The organism is Nonomuraea thailandensis (assembly GCF_024172165.1).
Lineage (GTDB): Bacteria > Actinomycetota > Actinomycetes > Streptosporangiales > Streptosporangiaceae > Nonomuraea > Nonomuraea thailandensis.
This window is the reverse complement of the sequence record NZ_JAMZEB010000001.1, coordinates 296,007-314,542: the sequence shown is the minus strand read 5'-3', so window position 1 is coordinate 314,542 and position 18,536 is coordinate 296,007. Positions and strand designations below refer to the sequence as shown.

Genomic DNA, 18,536 nt, shown 5'->3' with positions numbered 1-18,536 from the left:
GGCAACAGACCCCGTCGACTCCACAAAGAGTGCACGCAATGCCTGGCGCGGACGGCCTACGAGGCATGGCGCTGCGACGGCGCGACCTGATCGAAGCCGAGCGTTTCCTTCTGACGGCGTACAGCCTAATCCAGCGCTTCTCTTACGGGGCCACCTGAATCCAGGGCTCTATCCGGCTCGTTCCGGGCCTGCATCGGGAGTCGTACCATTCACCGTTGTCGACTCCCCTGTAGCCGCGGTAGTACGAGCCCGTGGCGGCGTGTTGCACCGGTACGGGTTTGTGCCGACCCGCAACGCCCACGACGCCGCCGACCTCGTCCAGGAGGCGCTGATCCGGCTGGGCGGCTTTCTGCCAGCACCTTGGTCCGGGATCGCCGACGACCCCGGGCAGGGCGGCGACATCGACGCGATCTTCGCCTTGATGTCCGGGCTCGGCTCGCGTGACACGGCTCAGCCGCCGCCTGCCGCGACGGCTCAGGTGGACAGAGCGCGGTGGTCCTCCAGGAACCGGAGCACTGAGAGTCCCGGGCGTCCCGTCACCGCATCGAGGATGCCGAGCACGTCCTGGGACGGACGTGGGCTCGCGCCCGGTGATCTGCTTCACGGCTGGTGAGAGCTCGCCGAAACCGCCGTGTCGGACGCGGCGGTAGAGATCGTCGAGAATGTCCGCCGTCCAGAGGTCGAGGCCATGGAGGGTCTCCATCGGGGGCGGGTCCTCGGCGCGGATCTGGTGGCCGAGGCGGGTGGAGAGCTTGTGCGCGACGGATGCGACCGGAAGCCTCTCCGAGCCGGTGATCGTGTGAGCCCGGCCGTGATGATCCTCGGGCGTGCGGAGTGCGGCCACGGCAACGTCGGCGATGTCGCGTACGTCCACCCACGCGATCGGGGCGCCGCCAGAGGGCAGGCTCAGGACGCGGTCGTCCCGGATGGTGTCACGGTAGAACCGGGGGTCGGTCAGGACCTGGTGGAACCAGGACGGACGGAGCAGGGTCCAGGCAGCGGTCCGGGTGACGACTGCGTCCTCGACGTGGCGTGCCCAGTGGCCCGGTGAGAGGGTTTCAGCTCCCTGTTCGGACAGCAGGACGACATGCGTGTCCGGGTTCATCTCGATCAGACCGGCGACGAGGTCGGGGGCGGCGGGAAGGTCAGGACGCATCAGGTAGATCGCGTCCACGGCTGCGGCCGCCTCGTGCCAGGTCGCCCGTTCATGCCAGTCGAAACGGGTCGACTTGGTCCCCGCTTCCGGTGTACTGGCGGGCTGCGATGACCCGGCGCGGACGAGGATCCCGGCGCGGCGTAGCCGGGCAGACACCGCGCGGCCTGTCTTGCCTCGGGCTCCGGTCACCAGCACGGTGCGGGTCATGCCTGCCCCTGAAGCCGGACGATGGTCTTGCCGATCGCGGGCGCTCCGCTGCACAACAGGCCCAGCAGTGCTTCGGGCACCCGCTCGATGCCGTCCAGCACCGTTTGCCGGTGGACGATCTCGCCCGAGCGCACCCAGGAACTCACCTCGGCGCGGAAGGCGGGCAGCTGGTCCTGGTGGTCGGTGACCAGGAAGCCGCGCGCGGTCGCCCGCTTGGTGACCAGCTCGTACAGGTTCCGCAGGCCGTGCGGCTCCCGGCCACCGTACTGGCCGACCATCCCGCACAGGGCCAGCCGGGCGCCGACCCGGAGATGGCCGATCGCGGCCTCCAGTTGGGCGCCGCCGACGTTGTCGAACACCACGTCGATGCCGTCCGGTGCGGCCTGCGCAAGGCGCTCACCGACCGCATCATCGTGATGGTCGAAGGCGATGGCGAAACCGAGGTGGTCCACCAGATGGCGCACCTTGGCGGACGATCCCGCGCTGCCGATCACCTGCTTGGCTCCCCGCAGCCTGGCGATCTGACCGGCGATGCTCCCGACCGCCCCGGCCGCTCCCGTGACGAAGACCGTGTCGCCGGACCGCACCGGCGCCACCTGGGTGATGCCCAGCCATGCGGTCAGGCCCGTCGCGCCGAGCACACCGAGATAGATCTCGGCGGGCAGATCGTCGGTGTCGATCGCGACGACCCCGGCCGCATCGATCACGGTGGCCTCGCGCAGCCCCAGGAAGTGCTCAACCACCTGGCCCGGCTTGACACCGTCCGCATGGGACTCGACGACCACGCCGACCGCTCCCCCTCCCATGGCGCGCCCAGCGGGATGTAGGACGGGTGGTCGTCCATCCGGCCACGCATGTACGGGTCCACCGGCAAGTGGGTGTTCAGGACCAGGACCTGACCTGGCCGCAATTCGGGAATCGGGGCTTCGACCAGTGTGAAGTCGTCAGCCGACAGCTGACCTTGCGGCCGTCGCGCCAGGTGCCGCTCCCGGGCCAGGCCCTTGCTGGTGACCGTCATCGGAAATACCTCCTGCAGATACTTGAGCCAATCAAGCATTCAGCTTGGCACATATACTTGAGTTCATCAAGTTCTTGGTAGAATGACCTTATGGCCGTACCCTCGGGGCCCGTCACCGCGTCGACCGATGCCGAACGGGCGATGTTCGACTTCGTCGATGCCTACGACCGCGCATACGAAACCGCCGCCATGGAGCACGGGCTGAGCGTGGCGCAGGCCTGTGTGCTCGGGCGGCTCACCCGGCGGATCGGGATGCGGGAACTGGCCGACGAACTCGGCTGCGACGCGTCCAACATCACCCAGATCATCCGTAGACTCGAGTCACGCGATCTCGTCCACCGCCGCCCCCACCCTGACGACGGCCGCTCCCGGCAGATCGTCCGGACCCCTGATGGAACCGCCCTCTACGCCGCCTTCGAGAAGTCCTTCAAGTTCGCCCGGTCTGCCACTGCCAACCTCAGCACCCGCGAACAAGACCAACTGGCCACCCTGCTCCGCAAGGCACTCAACGGCACACGGGAACCGGACAGCTGACCTCTCCGGGCGGGGTAAGCGCTCCGGCCTGGTGGGCACGACGGAGCAGCCCCACAAAGGCGATGCCTCGGGCATCGTCGCCGGGCCGATCAATCATGGTCTTGAATGGCCGGCCTGCGGTCGGGGCGGCTGTCGGTGCCGTGTGGGGAGGCGTGCGGGCGTTACTCGGTGGAGGCTCCCTGGACCGGCTGGATCACGTACGCCAGCCGGCGTGAATCCGGCCGATCGTCGAGCAACGTGGCCGCACTCATCCGCTGGCTAACCGCCGCCACCGAGGAGGCTCCCGCTTGCGGCATCGGATCTTGGTCGACTGCTGTCTTGCCGGGAACCTGCTGTTCACCCGCCACCGCTCTGCGCACACCATCATGACCAGCGCCGTCAGGGTGAAATGAGCTCATTGCTCCGTTACCCGCGGGGCTGGCCGCGTACACGGTCCGCTCCGGCCGATTCTCGCTGCACCCGCTGCTCTTCCGGCACGGCCAAGCCCTTCGCGACAACGGCCGCGGACCCAGGCGAAACGAACCGCTGAGCGCATCCTTCTCGGCACTGCTCGCAGCATTACAGAGGTTGAAAGGTTGAGGTGCTTCGGCGTGGTTGCGTGCCTTTCTCCTGGTCGGTGACTATGCCGGTGGGATGCGGTATCCGGATGGTGGTGGTCTGACCCCGGCCGCCAGGGCGAAGCGCGAGCAGGTGCGCATGCAGGCCGGGGAGTTATTCGCTGCCGATGTGCCACCGGCGCAGGTGGCCAAGCAGCTGAGAGTCTCACGGAAGTCCGCCTACGCCTGGTATCACGCCTGGAAGGCCGGCGGGCTGGAGGCGTTGCGATCGAAAGGGCCGAGCGGGTCGTCGTGCCGGTTGACCGAGCAGCAGGTGGCGCTGCTGGAACACGCCCTGGACGCCGGGCCGGCCGCCCACGGATGGGTCGAGGACCAGCGGTGGACGCTGGCCCGGGTGACGGCACTGATCGAGCAGTTGTTCCGGGTGTCTTACACTCTGCGTGGCACCTCCTACCTGCTGCACCGGCTCGGCTGGAGTCCCCAGGTGCCACAGCGCCGCGCCGCCGAGCGCGATGAGGAAGCCATCTCCACCTGGGTCAAGGAGACCTGGCCGAGCGTGGAAAAACTGCCCGGGACCAGGACGCGTGGATCTGCTTCGAGGACGAAGCAGGCCAGTCGCTGAGGCCACCTAAGGCCCGCACCTGGTCCCGCCGGGGACATACCCCGGTCGTCACCGTCACCGGCAAGGGCTCCGGACGCGTCTCCGTGGCCGGGCTGATCTGCCTCAAAGCCGGGCACCGCACCCGCCTGATCTACCGCATGCTGCTGTATCGCGGCCGCCGCGGGGAGCAGAAGGGCTTCCGCGAGGTTGACTACGCCCGCCTGCTGGATGCCGCCCACCAGCAACTCGGCGGGCCGATCGTGCTGGTCTGGGACAACCTCACCGCGCACCGGGACGCGCTGATGCGCAGCCTGATCGATTCTCGCCCCTGGCTGACGGTGTTCTATCTGCCCTCCTACGCCCCCGAGCTCAACCCGACGGAGGGCGTCTGGTCCCACCTCAAACGCAGCCTGGGCAATCTCGCCCCCGCCACTCTGGACCAGCTCGGCGCGCTGATCCGCACCCGGCTCAAGCGGATGCAGTACCGATCCAGCCTGCTGGACGCCTTCGTCACTCACACCGGCCTGACCCTCACCAACGGTCGGCAATGAACCCTGACCTTTCAACCTCTGTAGCGTCCATGATGGCACCTACAGAAATCATTGTTGGCGGGATGCCGGTTCGGCAGAACAGAATGGCTGCATGTCCAGCTCCACAGGCCCTCAGGCCGAAACCACCCGTCATCCCCGCGAACATCTGAAGGTGACGCCTTCCCCGAAGACCTTCCGAATGGCCAGGGCCGACGGAAATGAGCTCCTGCGCAGCAGCGGCTCGATATTCGAATCCTTCTTCTCGTTGGACGGAGCAGCGTACGCACCCGGTGCTCTGCCTGTCTCGGTCAAGGAGCTGCTCGGCCTCGTGGTTTCGTAATGAAAGACTGCGAGGAATGCGTTTACTACCATCTTGAACGGTGTGACGAAGAGCGGGTCGATCGTAACCAGGTGCTCGAGGCTCTGCAGATCGCCCTTGTAGAAGGTGGGTCGGTCACCATTCCGCTCCTTCACCGGGCCGTCTCCTTTATGGAGGAACTCCGACCCTTGGCGAGCGGAAAGCGTGAGGCAGGCACAGGCGTAGGAGTAGACAAACAGCTCACGACCCCTGGGCGACCGGAGGAAAGAGCGATCAGCCGCTGAGCTCGCCCCGTAACGACTGGATCATGTAATGACACCACTCAGCGGGGCGTCATCCAGATGGAGCGCGTCGTGTTCAACGGCGAGGGCTATCGAGTGAATCTCTGGCCCTGGACCAGCCTGCCCTGTCAGAGGTTCCTGCCGTCCCGAAGACCTCCGAAGCGAACGAGCAAATCCGGTACGCCGGCCGAGACCATCTACCAAGCGCTTATCGAGGCCGAGCTGACCACCATGGACGGGGATCTGGAGTTGCAGATTCCAGAGCTGGGCACCGGCACGTTCTCCGTTACCAACACCGGTGCGTCCGCAACTACGGCGCAGCGCGTCAATGAGGTCGACGTCGACGCCGGACACCGCGCCGCCATCACGGGCCCGGAGACTCGGCCGCAGCCCGGCAGGTCCCCGACCGAGTCCACCAGCGGGCTGGGTGGCAGCAGCGGCGAGGCTGTATGCCCGAACGCGCCGACCACTCCCCCGCCACCATGACCGCCACCATGACCGCCACCATGACCGCCACCATGACCGCCACCGTGCCCGCCCAAGCCCACGGACGTCGTGGCGGTACTCGGGCGCGCGGTGCTTGTGCCGGGACGCCACACCGTGGCGGGGACGAGCACGTCGTCGATGTCTGCGCTGGTCATGCCGGGTCCCCGTCCGACTCTGGCTCGGCGTATCGGCCGCGCGGAGGTTGGCCATCGTGGTAGTGCTGTCTTCGGCCTCGCCCCAGGCCCGCTCGCGGTTCCATTCGCCTCCATGGCCGGCCAGGCGATCCTCACCGTGGCGAGCCGCCCGTTGAACGCGCCCCATGTCCGAGCAGAGCACGCCGCCGACGTCTAAGGCAGCCATCCCCGAACCCCGCCGTTGGATCCACCTTGGTTGGGTGGGGCTGCGGGTGCGTTTCAGCCCAGCGCTTTTCGCAGCAGCGCCGTTAACTGGTCCTGTTCGTGGGGTGAGAGTCGTCCGATCGCCGTGCGGGCGAAGGTGAAGGCTGTTGCGAACCGGTGGTTGATCTCGTCTCCTCGGGGGGTTCGCGCGACGAGTCGTGCGCGGCGGTCCCGGGGATTCGGTTCGCGGGTCACGAGGCCGAGCGCTTCGAGGCGCGCGACGATCTGGGTGATGTTGGAGGCATCGCAGCCGAGCTCCTCGGCCAGGGCGCCCATGCCGCGTGGCTCATCGAGTCACCCGAGCACACACGCCTGCGCCGGGCTGAGGGACAGCTCGGCCGCGGCCGCCTCATAGGCGCGGTCATATACGTCGACCAGGTCGAACAAGACGGCCTCGGCCTCGGACGAGGTGGTTGCGGGTCTGTTCGGCAGCGCCATGGCTCCCAGTTTAGAGGATGTGCTTGATTCGCTCAAGTAATCATGGTCCAATGTCCTTGAGTCACTCAAGTAAAATAAGGAGGGCCGATGGACAGCAGAGTTCAGGACGCAGCGAGCGGCGCGCGCGTGGTGCCGCAGATGAACGCGGTCGTCCTTGACCGGTTCGGCGGAATCGATGAGCTCTCGTCGCGCCGGATACCGCGCCCGGAGGTCGGCGACGACGACGTCCTCATCCGGGTGGAGTACGCGGGGGTCGCGTCCTGGGACGCGGTCGAGCGGGAGGGGTACTACGACGGTGTCTTCGGCATCGCGTCGGCCTTCCCCTATGTCCTCGGCTGGGACGCAGCGGGCACGGTGGCCGCGGTCGGGCGCAACGTCACCCGGTTTGAGGTGGGCGAGCGTGTGTACGCTGCGACGATGCCGGCGTCGCGTGGCGGCTTCTACGCCGAGTACGGCCTCGTTGAGGCGGAATTCGTGGCGCGCGTGCCCGACCGGATGCCGACCGAACAGGCCGGCGCGATGGCTTGGGATGCCCTGACCGCGCTGAGCGGCCTCGACCTGCTCGGCCTGCGGCCGGACGAGACGCTCATGGTCTTCGGGGCCAGCGGGGGTGTCGGGCACATGGCCGTGCAGCTGGCGCGGCACAGCGGCATCCGAGTGCTGGCCGTGGCCTCTGGTGACGACGGTGTCACCCTGGCCCGGCGGCTGGGCACCGACGACGCCATCGACGGTCGCAAAGTCGATGTGTTGGCCGCGGCATTGGAGTTCGCACCAGGCGGGCTCGACGCAGCTCTGGTCACCGCGGGAGGCGAGACCGCCGAACGGTCTCTTCGCGCGGTTAAGGACTCGGGACGGATCGCGTGGCCGAACGGTGTCGTGCCCGATCCCGTAACGTCACCGGCCGCGAAGGTGATCCACTACGACGGGGATCGCATCGCCACCGATCGGCTGAACGCGATCATCGAGGCGAGCTCCTTCGAGGTCCACATCGCCCGGACCTTCCCGATGGCGCGAGTCGCAGATGCGCATCGCGCCCTGAACGATCACTATGTCGGGAAGCTGGCCCTCAAGGTCGGATAGGAAGCAACAAGCGACCCGAGGCTCCGGCTGTCAACGGCATCAACACCGCTCAGCCTTCCTGACGCGCTGGTAGCGGACGAGGGCCGAGTGTTTCAGATCCGGGCACTACAGAGGTTGAAAGGTCAGGGTTCATTGCCGACCGTTGGTGAGGGTCAGGCCGGTGTGAGTGACGAAGGCGTCCAGCAGGCTGGATCGGTACTGCATCCGCTTGAGCCGGGTGCGGATCAGCGCGCCGAGCTGGTCCAGAGTGGCGGGGGCGAGATTGCCCAGGCTGCGTTTGAGGTGGGACCAGACGCCCTCCGTCGGGTTGAGCTCGGGGGCGTAGGAGGGCAGATAGAACACCGTCAGCCAGGGGCGAGAATCGATCAGGCTGCGCATCAGCGCGTCCCGGTGCGCGGTGAGGTTGTCCCAGACCAGCACGATCGGCCCGCCGAGTTGCTGGTGGGCGGCATCCAGCAGGCGGGCGTAGTCAACCTCGCGGAAGCCCTTCTGCTCCCCGCGGCGGCCGCGATACAGCAGCATGCGGTAGATCAGGCGGGTGCGGTGCCCGGCTTTGAGGCAGATCAGCCCGGCCACGGAGACGCGTCCGGAGCCCTTGCCGGTGACGGTGACGACCGGGGTATGTCCCCGGCGGGACCAGGTGCGGGCCTTAGGTGGCCTCAGCGACTGGCCTGCTTCGTCCTCGAAGCAGATCCACGCGTCCTGGTCCCGGGCAGTTTTTCCACGCTCGGCCAGGTCTCCTTGACCCAGGTGGAGATGGCTTCCTCATCGCGCTCGGCGGCGCGGCGCTGTGGCACCTGGGGACTCCAGCCGAGCCGGTGCAGCAGGTAGGAGGTGCCACGCAGAGTGTAAGACACCCGGAACAACTGCTCGATCAGTGCCGTCACCCGGGCCAGCGTCCACCGCTGGTCCTCGACCCATCCGTGGGCGGCCGGCCCGGCGTCCAGGGCGTGTTCCAGCAGCGCCACCTGCTGCTCGGTCAACCGGCACGACGACCCGCTCGGCCCTTTCGATCGCAACGCCTCCAGCCCGCCGGCCTTCCAGGCGTGATACCAGGCGTAGGCGGACTTCCGTGAGACTCTCAGCTGCTTGGCCACCTGCGCCGGTGGCACATCGGCAGCGAATAACTCCCCGGCCTGCATGCGCACCTGCTCGCGCTTCGCCCTGGCGGCCGGGGTCAGACCACCACCATCCGGATACCGCATCCCACCGGCATAGTCACCGACCAGGAGAAAGGCACGCAACCACGCCGAAGCACCTCAACCTTTCAACCTCTGTAGTGTCCTGAAGATCTTGGTGGTCTGGTCAGATGGAGTTTCGGGATTCAGGCTCGGGTCGTGGTGGGTCGCCGGATGGTTGCGGCAGGGCCTGCTGGCCACGGTCGTGGTGCTGCAGCCCGCTTACCTCGACGTGCACCACCGCTACCTCGGGACCGGTGTCTGCGTTGCCGTGGCGCACGGTGCGGCGGAAGGGGGTCGGTGGCGACCTGCCAGTCGACGCTCGCCGGCAGGGCGGCATGCCGCCGTGCCCGTCGGCGGCCAGCGGCACCGGGGCCAGCCGGGTCCACAGCACGAGCTCGGCACTGTCGGGCTCGCCGCCAGCCACTCCGAGCGTGAAGGGCTCGCCTGTGGGCGCAGCGGCAGCACTCGCGGGAAGGGCGGGCGTCAGCCTCGCCATCAGGAACGATCGCCTATCCAGCACATCACGATCATGGCGTGGGGCCGGCAATCTGCCGGTCTCTGCCAACCCTTGGACGGTCTTGACTGGTTTGGTGCCTTCAGGTGAGCTGGGTGTGCGCGAGTCCGATCAGGGACGCCGTCGGTCGCCACACCAGCCTGCTGAGTGTCGGCGGCGGCCAAGGCGGACGAGCCCCGCTACTCGCCGCACCTTCGCCGTCCCGATCGGCCAGACCCTCGCTGTGATCAGCGTTGTCCTCGCCCCGCGAGGTCGAGCCCTTGCCTGTCTTGCTGACCAGCAGCCTCCTCGCTCTGGATCCGGTGTTCGGATTGTGCCCGGGCCGGGTGTGGGCTACTTCTTGATCAGCGGTACCGCCTGGTCGAGGGCATAGGGGATGCTCAGCACGGTGTTGAAGGACAGTGCGGCGCCGATGGGCGGGTCCTGGTAGGTCAGGAACAGGTCCCGGCCCTCCTTGGCCACGTTCAGCTCCTTGTAGACGCTGTCGTTCTTGATGCGGTCCCAGGGCTCCTTGCCAGTGGTCAGCCAGACCAGCCGGTCCACCTCCAGCTGGTTCAGCCCTTCGGAGCCGAACTCCACCCCGTTGGACTTGCCCGCCTTGGTGTTGATCTCCTCGGGGACGGTGAAGCCGATCTCGGCGAGGAAGGCCGACTTGGGGTCGCCTTTCTGGAAGGCGAAGTACTTGCCGGCCTCGAAGCTATCGGCCGCGACCGCGGTCAGCCCCTTCCACTGCGGGTTGTTCGCGCGCACCTTGGCGAAGCGGCCCTCCAGGCCCTGGATGAGCTGCTTGGCCTTGGCCTCCTCGCCGAGCGCTCGGGCGGCCAGCGAAATGTATTCCTGCCAAGTCGCGGCGTAGGGGTCGAAGCCCTTGGGCTGGGCCACGACCGGGGCGATCTGGGAGAGTTGGTCGTAGGCATCCTTCTGAATGCCGGAGTACATCGCGAAGATCAGGTCGGGCTTGAGCGCGACGAGCTTTTCCAGCTTGACGCCGTCCTCGCGTAAGCCTAGTACCTCGGGCTGGGCGCCACCCCAGACGTCCTTGGTCCATGGCCAGTCGGTGAAGGGGGTTCGCTGGAACCAGTCGGTAACGCCCACCGGCTTGGAGCCGAGGGCCAGCACGGGCTCGTGGTCGCTGAGTCCGATGGTCACGATGCGCTGGGGCCGCTGCTTGATGGTGGTGGTCCCGAGCAGGTGCTCCACGGTCACGGGGAAGGTCGAGGCCGTGGTGGCCGCCGGGGTGGCGGGGGCCGTCTGCTCGGCGACGGTCTTGGTACTGCTCGCGCAGGCGGTGAGGGTGGCGAGGGCGGCCAGGCTTGTCGCCAGACGCCAAAGGACGCGCATAGGGGATCTCCTCCGGTCAGACCGACCCCGAGATCGGCCGGCATGAGGGCAGATATTAAGGTAAGCCTTACCTATTGCTCAAAGGAGGTCCGTGAACCGCCCTCCGCGCCCTGCCCGGCTGCTGCTCTCCTCTGTTGTCTGCCTGGCTGCGTTGTGCCTGCTCTCCTTGGCCATCGGCGCCCGCCCCATCCCGCTGGACCAGGTGGTGGCCGCGCTGGTGGACCCGGCCGGCCTGGACCCCGAGGTGATCGCCATCGTCACGGGCACGCGGGCCGTCCGCACTCTGGTCGCGGCCCTGGTCGGCGCCGCGCTGGGGCTGGCCGGCGCGGTCATGCAGGGGTTGATGCGCAATCCGATGGCCGACCCGGGCCTGCTGGGCGTTAGCGCGGGCGCGGCCTTCGGGGTGGTGTGCGCGGCGGGGCTGCTGGGCCTGTCGGCTGTACTGGCCACCGTCTGGTTCGCCTTTGCGGGGGCCGCGGCAGCCGCCGTCGCGGTCTACCTGCTGGGCAGCAAGGGGCGCGGCGGCGCCTCTCCGATCAAGCTGGCGCTGGCCGGGATCGCGATCACCTACCTGCTCGACTCGCTGACCAGCGGTCTGGCGTTGACCGACCCGGAGGCGCTGGACCGCTTCCGCTACTGGTCATCGGGGACTCTGACCGGGCACGAGGTCTCCACCGTGCTCGCCGTCCTGCCCTTCCTCGCGGCCGGCGCCGCGCTCGCGCTGAGCACCGCCCCCGCGCTGAACAACCTCTCCCTCGGCGACGACGTCGCCACCGCCCTCGGCCGCAGGCTGAGCAGGGTGCGCGTGCGTGCCGCGCTGGCCGTGACGCTGCTGACCGGCGCGGCGACGGCGGTGACCGGGCCCATCGTGTTCGTCGGGCTAGTGGTGCCGCATGTGGTACGCGCCGTCAGCGGGCCTGATCACCGCTGGCGGCTGCCCGGGTCGATGCTGGTCGCGCCGTGCCTGGTGCTGCTGGCCGACATCGCCGGTCGCGTGATCGTGCGGCCCCAGGAGCTGGACGTGAGCCTGGTCGCGGCCTTTCTCGGCGCGCCGTTCTTCATCGCCCTAGTACGGCGTCGCCGCCTGGTGGAGATGTGAGCATGTTGTCCCGATCTCCCGGACGCCTGGCCGTACGGGCCGGAGTCTCGGGTGTCCTGCGCACCCGGCTCGTCCTGCTCTGGCCCGTGCTGGCCGTGATCACCTTGGTGGCGTTCTGCCTGACCGTCGCCTACGGCAGCGGCGACTACCCTGTCCCGCTCGACCGCGTGGTGCCCGCCCTGCTGGGAGCGGGCGAGGCCACCGACGTGCTGGTCGTCACGAAGCTGCGGCTGCCGCGCGTGGTGGTCGCCCTGCTCGCCGGCGCCGCGTTTGGCCTGGCGGGCGCCGTCTTTCAAGGGGTCACCCGCAATCCACTGGCCAGCCCCGACATGCTCGGCATTACCCATGGTGCGGGCGCGGCGGTCACCGTGGGCCTCGTGCTCGGCGCTGGCGCCGGGTCGCAGCTGCTGGGCCTCGGCGGCGCGCTGGCCGCCGGGGCGCTCATCTATGTGCTCGCCTGGAAGCGTGGCACCACCGGCTACCGCATCGTCCTGGTCGGGATCGGTGTCAGCTGGATGTGCGTCAGTCTCACCTCCTATTTGCTGAGCAAGGTCGAGACCCATCAGGCGCAGAAGATCGTCGGCTGGCTGGTGGGCAGCCTCAACGGCAGGGGGTGGTCCGACGCGCGTCCGCTGGCGCTTGCCCTGGCACTCCTGCTGCCGGTGCTCATTCTGCTCGCCCGGCTCCAGCGCACCCTCAGCCTGGGTGACGAGGTAGCCGCCGGGCTCGGCACCCCAGTCCAGCGCACGCGCATGGCCCTGCTGCTGATCGCCTGCGCGCTGGCCGCCTTCGCCACCGCCGCCGCCGGGCCAGTGCTGTTCGTCGCGCTGGCCGCACCCCAGCTCGCCCAGCGTCTGGCCCGCACCGCCACCCCGCCCGTCACCAGCGCGGCACTCACCGGGGCGAGCCTCGTCATGATCAGCGATCTGATCAGTGTCAGGGTCATGGACGACACCGCACTGCCCGTCGGGGTGGTCACCGGTGTACTGGGCGCCCCCTTCCTGCTCTGGCAGCTCGCCCGGACAAGCACCACAGGCACCGGAGGATGAAGCCCGTGACCCCGCAGCTGAACGCCACCCGCCTCCGGCTCGCCTACGACGGGCGGGTGGTGGTAGACGACCTCGACCTGAGCGTGCCCGCGGGCCGCATCAGCGTCATCATCGGCGCCAACGCCTGCGGCAAGTCCACGCTGCTGCGGGCGCTGGCCCGGTTGCTGGTCCCGCGCGGCGGCGCCGTACACCTCGACGGCCGGTCCATCCACACGATGCCCACCCGCCAGGTCGCCCAGTACCTGGGCATCCTTCCGCAGTCCCCCGTCGCGCCGGAGGGGCTGACCGTCGCCGACCTCGTCCACCAGGGACGCGCCCCACACCAGACCTGGTGGCGGCAGTGGTCGGCGGCCGACCAGCAGGAGGTGAACAGAGCGCTGGCCGCCACCGGCATGCTGGAGCACGCCGACCGCCCCCTCGACCAGCTCTCCGGCGGCCAGCGTCAGCGAGCCTGGATTGCGATGGCCGTCGCCCAGGGCACTCCCATCCTGCTCCTCGACGAGCCGACCACCTACCTCGACCTGGCCCACCAGATCGACGTCCTCGACCTCGTCGTCGACCTCAACCGGCAGGAGAGGCGAACCGTCGTCATGGTGCTGCACGACCTCAACCAGGCCTGCCGCTACGCCGACCACGTCGTCGTCATGAAGGCTGGGCAGATCGTGGCGGAAGGCGTCCCCGCCGGCATCGTCACCGCCGAGCTCGTCCAGGACGTCTTCGGCCTGCGTTGTACCGTGACCGCCGATCCGATCAGCGGCACCCCGCTGATCGTGCCCATCGGCCGCCACCACGACGGCCAGGCTGGATGGCCGGTGAGACCCGCACAGCCCGACCCGGGCACTGCGGGCGCGGCAGCCAGAGGCACCTGACCGTCTTCCCCGGTCAGGTGAGCAGGGTGTGGGCCAGCCCGACCAGGGCGCCGCCGGCCGCCGCCGGTCTGTGACGACGATGATGCCAGGCGGCGTGTCCAGCGGCTCCAGAGTGCACTCGGCGGCGCGGCCTCCGGCCGGATGTCGTTCCTGGCTCAGCCGCGGCCTGCCTGGGCCGCCGTGAGGACCGCCGCGAGCTCGCTGCTGAGAAGGCGGCTCGCCTCGTCAGGATCTCCTCGGGGTCGTCGTCCGAAGGGTAGATCCCCATCGTGCTGTTGTTCTGCTTCATCGTCTTGGCCTCGGGCCCGGTCGTGGTGACCCGGCGCTCCTAGTAAGACAGTGACTCAATTGGTGAGTCGGCGGTAGCAGATGAGGGCTGCAGCGATAGCGACGAAGGATGCGAAGTGGTCGGCCCGGCGTTCGTAGCGCCGGTGTAACCGGCGGCAGCCGGCCAGCCACGAGACCGTCCTTTCCACGACCCAGCGGTGGCGTCCCAGCCGCTGGCTGGATTCGATCCCGCGACGGGCGATACGCGGGACGATGCCCCGGCCGCGCAGGAAGGCCCGCAGGCGGGGATAGTCGTAGCCCTTGTCGCCGTGGAGCCTGCCCGGCCGGCGGCGTCGTGGTCCGCGGCGGGAGCGAATGGGCGGGATGCTGCGCACCAGCGGTTCCAGCGCGACACTGTCGTGGAGGTTGGCGGCGCTGATCGCGACAGCGATGGGCAGACCCGTCCGTTCGGTGATGAGGTGGATCTTCGACCCTTTCTTGCCGCGATCGAGCCGATTCGGGCCTGTCAGGTCCCCCCTTTCATCGCCCGGACGCTCACGGAGTCGATCGCGCACCGCGACCAGTCCAGCTCTCCTCGCGCGCCGAGCTCGTCCAGCAGGACCCGGTACAGCTTGGCCCACACGCGCGCAGCGCTCCACTCGGTGAAGCGCCGATGCACCGTCTGCCAGGACGCGCCGAACACCGGCGGCAACTGCCGCCAGGCGCATCCCGTGGTCGCCACGTACACGATCGCCGCCAGGATCACTCGATCGTCGACCCGCCGCCGTCCGCCACCCTGCGGCCGCGTCGGCGCCGGCGGCACCACCCGCAGGAACAACTCCCACAACTCGTCAGGCACCAGCCGTTGAAGGAACGCATCCACGAATGAACTAACGATCAATCCCCAAATGAGTCACGGTCTAAGCCGGTTTTGAGATTCGGTCGCAGTAGCGGCAGATGCGGTCGAGGATCTGGTCGGCGGTCTTGGTCCACCTGAACGGCCTGGCGTCCTCGTTCCAGATCTTGATCCACACTTCCAATGCGGTCTTGAGCGCTTTCTCCCGTATTCCGACTGCCCTCCTGGGACGCCGTTTCAGCTGCTTGGCGGTCCCGTGCTCGGTGAGGTCCTCGTAAGGATTTTCGGCTATCCGCCATTCTTGGTTGCATCCCTTCGCCTAGGCTCAGAGTCGCCCTGCAGCAGCGACTACCGCTCAGGCGCTCTCCCCCACACTGCGCTGATGCCATTGCGTAGCGGACAAGATCAAATCCTGACCGTAAGAGTAGTCGCCAAACTCTCGGAAGCGTCCAGGTTCGGCTCATGCCCACCCCTACACCGCCCGAGCTCGGCGACGATCTCGTTCAGCCGCGCCCGAACGACGCCGCCTTCAGCCCAGCCCACCTACGCAACCGCGCTGGAAGCCAGCGCCACGGCAACACGCGGCAGAGCCCGAAGGCGACCACGCCGCCACACAAGGCAACCAAGAGCAGCATCATCAGGAAAGGCCACGGCACACCGGGCACATAGACGACCTGAGAATCCTCGGCCACATCCAGTGCGGGCGTCTCACTCCCGGCGACCACGCCCTCCGGTTCGCTGGCGAGGGAGGCGTCCGTCTTGATGATCTGGCCGTCGGTGCTCGTGAAGGTACCGTGCCAAAAGCAGCGGCGGTTGCATTCGTACTCCTCGGCCACGAATATGCCGCTACGCCCTTCACCCCGCAGGCCGCGCCACGCGTCCCCTCCCCTGACAAGCGGGACCACCAGCACACCGAGTCCCAAAACCAAGAGGAAAACCCCCCATAAAACAGTGCGCCGGCTACGTTTGGGCCACATCACTGCGCGCCCGGCAGAGTGCTTCGTGCGCCGCCCCGATCTTCCCCCATGCATACCTCCTTTGTCTGGAGAACGGTGCCCAACGTGCGGAGGTTCCAAGTACAAGTTCGACCGATGTGGGCCAGCGCGCCCTTGATGTCGAGGGAAAGGCTAGAGCGTGTTTCTTGGATCGAGGGGTTGATTTGACCTTCGATCCGGCGTGCTCTCAGGACATGGGCAGGCGTTTTGAGCTGACTGATGAGGAGTGGGAGGTGATCGCGCCGCTGTTGCCGTCAACGGATCCACGGCGTGGCGGCCGCTGGCGTGATCATCGGCAGGTGCTGAACGGCATCGTGTGGCGGGTACGTACCGGGGTCGCCTGGCGGGATGTGCCCGAGCGGTATGGCCCCTGGCAGACGCTGTACAAGCGCTTCGCCCGCTGGGAGGTCGACGGCACCTGGGCGAGGATCGAGCAGTATCTGCAGGTCCGTGCCGACGCGGCGTGCGAGCTGGACTACCACGGCCAGATCGACTCCACCGTGGTACGGGCCCATCAGCACGCGGCGGGCGCGCGAAAACGGATGCCCGCCGGCGCAGGCGGCCCGGGCGCAGGCGCTCGGGCGGTCCCGCGGCGGGCTGACCACCAAGATCCACACCATCGGGGACGGTCGGGGCCGCAACCTGGCCACCGTCTTGACCCCAGGCCGAGACAGCGACACCCGGCAACTACCGGTCCTGCTGGAGCGCATCCGCATACCCCGGCCGGGCGGCATCGGCCGACCACGCACCCGGCTGGACAGCCTGACCGGCGATAAGGCCTACAGCTCGGCCGCCAACCGCAGGCTGCTGCGCCGCCGGCACATAAAGGTCACCATCGCCCAACCCCGCGACCAGGCCGCCCACCGCCAGGCCAAAGGACGCCACGGCGGCCGGCCACCCGCCTTCGACCACACCCGCTACCGCCGCCGCAACCACATCGAACGCCTGATGAACCGGCGCAAGCAGTTCCGCGCCGTGGCCACCCGCTACGACAAGCTGGCCCGCCGCTACCGGGCCACCATTCAGATCGCCGACATCATGATCTGGTTACGCGCCCGGCCAGACCGGACCCACACCCCAGATCCAGGAAACACTGTCTAGTACTACAGTCATGTTTTGTGATCTATAGTCGGATCCGTGTCGGATGTGGTGACGTCTGAGGATCTCCAGTCGTGGGCGGCGGGGCTGGATGAGCTGTTCGCTCGGGTGGCCAGCCGTTTCGGGCGGGTGGAGCCGCGTCGGCAGGCGCGGGCGTATCTGGTCGGGCTGCTGGCGCCGGTGGAGCGGAAGAACGGCTGGCAATTGGCCGAGGCTGCGGGTGATGCGCAGCCGCATCGGATGCAGCGGCTGCTGAACAACGTGCGGTGGAACCCTCGGGAAGTCCGTGCTGACCTGCGTGATTACGTGGTCGAGCAGTTGGGAGATCCGGGCGGGGTACTGGTCGTGGACGAGACCGGGTTCATTAAGAAGGGCACCCGCTCAGCCGGGGTGCAGCGACAGTACTCGGGAACGGCTGGCCGGGTGGAGAACTGCCAGCTCGGGGTGTTTCTCGTGTACGCAACCCCGCGCGGGCGCGCGCTGCTCGATGCCGAGTTGTACCTGCCGAAGTCCTGGACCGATGATCGGGCCCGGTGCGCGCAGGCCGGCATCCCCGACAGTGTGTCGTTCGCCACCAAGCCGGCGCTAGCGGCGGCGATGCTGGGTCGGGCACTGGACAGTGGCGTGCCCGCCTCGTGGGTGAGCGCGGACGAGGCGTACGGCCAGGACCACAAGTTCCGGCTGTTCCTGGAAAAACGCGAGGTCGGCTACGTCGTCGCCGTGCCCAGGAGCCAGTCGCTCGGCACCGGTATCGGCTACGGCAACACCGGCTCACGAGCCGACGCGGTGACCGCCGACGCCCCCGAGCAGGCATGGAAACGCCTGTCGGCGGGCGATGGGGCCAAGGGGCCGCGCCTGTATGACTGGGCGATGGCGACCCTGCCGCCCCACACCGACGACCACCTGGGCGGACCCGGCGGCTTCCAGCGCTGGCTCCTGGTCCGCCGCAGTCTCACCCCGAACGATCAAGGCGAGCTGGAGATGGCCTACTACCTGTGCTTCGGACCCGCGGGTACCTCGCTGGACCAGCTCGTTCGCATCGCCGGTTCCCGATGGGCCATCGAGGAGTGCTTCCAGTCCGCCAAGAACGAAGTCGGCCTGGACCAGTACCAGGTCCGCCGCTACGACGGCTGCCACCGCCACATCACCCTGGCCATGCTCGCCCACGCCTACCTGGCCGTCACCGCCGCCCACGCCCCAAAAGCACGTGCGGCCTGGTCCCCCTCACCCCAGCCGAGATCCGCCGTCTCCTGGCACATCTGACCAGCGCCGTCACCCACCCCATCAGCGACATCCTGCAACGCGCCATGGGCTGGTCACATCTCCGACGCGCCCACCAAGCCCGCGCCCGCAGCAGCCACTACTGGAAACGCTGGCTACGCCACAACAAGATCCAACTTTAGATCACAAAACATGACTGTAGTACTAGACCCCGTCGCAGGGCACGGCACCGGTTTCGGTGGCCCTTCCGGCGGATGGGAACTTGCATCGACTGGAGATTGGGCTTCAGGCAATCCAGCTTTCGCCATATCACGCGGGTCCCCCCGGCACCCCGTCCCTGACCACTGGGCCCGGCCGCTGGGTTCTCTGACATGCTGTTGTCCCCTTCACCTTTCGGATCCAGGTCAGCCATTCGACCCAGTAACCTCCCTCCAAGTCCCT

The 18,536-nt window shown here is 68.1% G+C and carries 22 protein-coding genes; 10 read left to right on the top strand and 12 right to left on the bottom strand.

Annotation, left to right across the window (positions count from 1 at the left end; translation table 11 throughout):
• Window positions 1-142: 142 nt before the first annotated feature.
• Genes HD597_RS01490 through HD597_RS67190 form a run of 3 tightly spaced genes read right to left on the bottom strand, consistent with a single transcriptional unit; the run spans window position 143 to window position 2,381 of the window.
• Entirely contained in the window at window positions 143-1,363 is a 1,221-nt protein-coding gene (locus HD597_RS01490; RefSeq protein WP_253739761.1) for a Rossmann-fold NAD(P)-binding domain-containing protein, read from the bottom strand.
• Window positions 1,360-2,148: a zinc-binding dehydrogenase gene (locus tag HD597_RS01485; RefSeq protein ID WP_425572352.1), complete on the bottom strand. Its 789-nt coding sequence runs from the start codon at window positions 2,146-2,148 to the stop codon at window positions 1,360-1,362. The genes HD597_RS01490 and HD597_RS01485 overlap by 4 nt, the downstream gene beginning before the upstream one ends.
• A complete protein-coding gene (locus tag HD597_RS67190) occupies window positions 2,067-2,381 on the bottom strand; it encodes a hypothetical protein (RefSeq protein ID WP_443689981.1) in 315 nt (104 codons plus the stop codon). Before HD597_RS67190 ends, HD597_RS01485 begins: the two co-directional genes overlap by 82 nt.
• Window positions 2,382-2,471: 90 nt before the next feature.
• On the opposite strand from HD597_RS67190, the gene HD597_RS01480 reads away from it, so the two are divergent.
• The 3 genes from HD597_RS01480 (at window position 2,472) to HD597_RS01470 (ending at window position 4,624) form a co-directional block, all read left to right on the top strand.
• Entirely contained in the window at window positions 2,472-2,915 is a 444-nt protein-coding gene (locus HD597_RS01480) for a MarR family winged helix-turn-helix transcriptional regulator (protein WP_253739759.1), read from the top strand.
• A gap of 594 nt (window positions 2,916-3,509) precedes the next feature.
• A complete protein-coding gene (locus HD597_RS01475) occupies window positions 3,510-4,094 on the top strand; it encodes a winged helix-turn-helix domain-containing protein (RefSeq protein ID WP_253739748.1) in 585 nt (194 codons plus the stop codon).
• The gene (locus HD597_RS01470; RefSeq protein WP_308210559.1) at window positions 4,004-4,624 is read left to right on the top strand and encodes a transposase; all 621 of its coding nucleotides are present in this window, start codon (window positions 4,004-4,006) and stop codon (window positions 4,622-4,624) included. Before HD597_RS01475 ends, HD597_RS01470 begins: the two co-directional genes overlap by 91 nt.
• 129 nt (window positions 4,625-4,753) lie before the next feature.
• Here HD597_RS01470 and HD597_RS01465 read toward each other — a convergent pair whose 3' ends face one another.
• Window positions 4,754-5,077 carry a hypothetical protein gene (locus HD597_RS01465; protein WP_253739757.1) on the bottom strand — a complete coding sequence of 108 codons (324 nt, stop codon included), beginning with the start codon at window positions 5,075-5,077 and terminating at the stop codon, window positions 4,754-4,756.
• Window positions 5,078-5,275: 198 nt separating this feature from the next.
• On the opposite strand from HD597_RS01465, the gene HD597_RS01460 reads away from it, so the two are divergent.
• Window positions 5,276-5,689 carry a hypothetical protein gene (locus HD597_RS01460; protein ID WP_253739756.1) on the top strand — a complete coding sequence of 138 codons (414 nt, stop codon included), beginning with the start codon at window positions 5,276-5,278 and terminating at the stop codon, window positions 5,687-5,689.
• A gap of 413 nt (window positions 5,690-6,102) precedes the next feature.
• Here the strand turns inward: HD597_RS01460 and HD597_RS01455 are convergent, their stop codons facing one another.
• Window positions 6,103-6,363 carry a MarR family winged helix-turn-helix transcriptional regulator gene (locus HD597_RS01455; protein WP_253739754.1) on the bottom strand — a complete coding sequence of 87 codons (261 nt, stop codon included), beginning with the start codon at window positions 6,361-6,363 and terminating at the stop codon, window positions 6,103-6,105.
• Window positions 6,364-6,381: 18 nt separating this feature from the next.
• Entirely contained in the window at window positions 6,382-6,525 is a 144-nt protein-coding gene (locus HD597_RS01450; protein WP_253739752.1) for a hypothetical protein, read from the bottom strand.
• An 87-nt stretch (window positions 6,526-6,612) separates the two neighbouring features.
• Between HD597_RS01450 and HD597_RS01445 the strand changes: the two genes are divergently transcribed.
• Window positions 6,613-7,605, top strand: a complete 993-nt coding sequence (locus tag HD597_RS01445) for a quinone oxidoreductase family protein (RefSeq protein ID WP_253739750.1) — start codon at window positions 6,613-6,615, stop codon at window positions 7,603-7,605.
• A 129-nt stretch (window positions 7,606-7,734) separates the two neighbouring features.
• On the opposite strand, the gene HD597_RS01440 is transcribed toward HD597_RS01445, so the two are convergent.
• From HD597_RS01440 to HD597_RS01425, 4 genes are all read right to left on the bottom strand, one after another.
• A complete protein-coding gene (locus HD597_RS01440; protein ID WP_253740342.1) occupies window positions 7,735-8,268 on the bottom strand; it encodes a transposase in 534 nt (177 codons plus the stop codon).
• Window positions 8,265-8,849 carry a winged helix-turn-helix domain-containing protein gene (locus tag HD597_RS01435; protein WP_253739748.1) on the bottom strand — a complete coding sequence of 195 codons (585 nt, stop codon included), beginning with the start codon at window positions 8,847-8,849 and terminating at the stop codon, window positions 8,265-8,267. The genes HD597_RS01440 and HD597_RS01435 overlap by 4 nt, the downstream gene beginning before the upstream one ends.
• A gap of 61 nt (window positions 8,850-8,910) precedes the next feature.
• Window positions 8,911-9,282, bottom strand: a complete 372-nt coding sequence (locus HD597_RS01430) for a PhoD-like phosphatase N-terminal domain-containing protein (RefSeq protein WP_253740341.1) — start codon at window positions 9,280-9,282, stop codon at window positions 8,911-8,913.
• Window positions 9,283-9,633: 351 nt separating this feature from the next.
• Window positions 9,634-10,641 (bottom strand): iron-siderophore ABC transporter substrate-binding protein, encoded by a 1,008-nt coding sequence (locus HD597_RS01425; RefSeq protein WP_253739746.1) that lies wholly within the window; start codon window positions 10,639-10,641, stop codon window positions 9,634-9,636.
• Between the two features lie 91 nt (window positions 10,642-10,732).
• Here HD597_RS01425 and HD597_RS01420 point away from each other — a divergent pair, with 91 nt between their 5' ends.
• The 3 genes from HD597_RS01420 to HD597_RS01410 are packed head-to-tail and all read left to right on the top strand — an operon-like array spanning window position 10,733 to window position 13,658.
• The gene (locus HD597_RS01420; protein WP_253739745.1) at window positions 10,733-11,740 is read left to right on the top strand and encodes a FecCD family ABC transporter permease; all 1,008 of its coding nucleotides are present in this window, start codon (window positions 10,733-10,735) and stop codon (window positions 11,738-11,740) included.
• A 2-nt stretch (window positions 11,741-11,742) separates the two neighbouring features.
• Complete coding sequence (locus HD597_RS01415) at window positions 11,743-12,789, top strand: FecCD family ABC transporter permease (protein WP_253739744.1); 1,047 nt, start codon at window positions 11,743-11,745, stop codon at window positions 12,787-12,789.
• Window positions 12,786-13,658, top strand: coding sequence for an ABC transporter ATP-binding protein (locus HD597_RS01410; RefSeq protein ID WP_372513322.1), 873 nt, complete (start codon window positions 12,786-12,788; stop codon window positions 13,656-13,658). The genes HD597_RS01415 and HD597_RS01410 overlap by 4 nt, the downstream gene beginning before the upstream one ends.
• Window positions 13,659-14,002: 344 nt before the next feature.
• Here the strand turns inward: HD597_RS01410 and HD597_RS01405 are convergent.
• Window positions 14,003-14,808, bottom strand: a protein-coding gene (locus tag HD597_RS01405; RefSeq protein WP_372513316.1) for an IS5 family transposase whose coding sequence is annotated in 2 segments (ribosomal slippage) — window positions 14,003-14,463 and window positions 14,463-14,808 — 807 coding nt in all. Because the reading frame shifts where the segments join, the coding sequence is not laid out codon by codon here.
• A 476-nt stretch (window positions 14,809-15,284) separates the two neighbouring features.
• Window positions 15,285-15,617 (bottom strand): hypothetical protein, encoded by a 333-nt coding sequence (locus HD597_RS01400; protein WP_253739742.1) that lies wholly within the window; start codon window positions 15,615-15,617, stop codon window positions 15,285-15,287.
• A gap of 353 nt (window positions 15,618-15,970) precedes the next feature.
• Between HD597_RS01400 and HD597_RS01395 the strand changes: the two genes are divergently transcribed.
• Together HD597_RS01395 and HD597_RS01390 are read left to right on the top strand one after the other, a co-directional pair.
• Window positions 15,971-16,877, top strand: a protein-coding gene (locus tag HD597_RS01395; RefSeq protein ID WP_253740340.1) for an IS5 family transposase whose coding sequence is annotated in 2 segments (ribosomal slippage) — window positions 15,971-16,345 and window positions 16,347-16,877 — 906 coding nt in all. Because the reading frame shifts where the segments join, the coding sequence is not laid out codon by codon here.
• Window positions 16,878-16,925: 48 nt separating this feature from the next.
• Complete coding sequence (locus HD597_RS01390; RefSeq protein ID WP_253740332.1) at window positions 16,926-18,137, top strand: IS701 family transposase; 1,212 nt, start codon at window positions 16,926-16,928, stop codon at window positions 18,135-18,137.
• The last annotated feature ends 399 nt before the right edge of the window (window positions 18,138-18,536 follow it).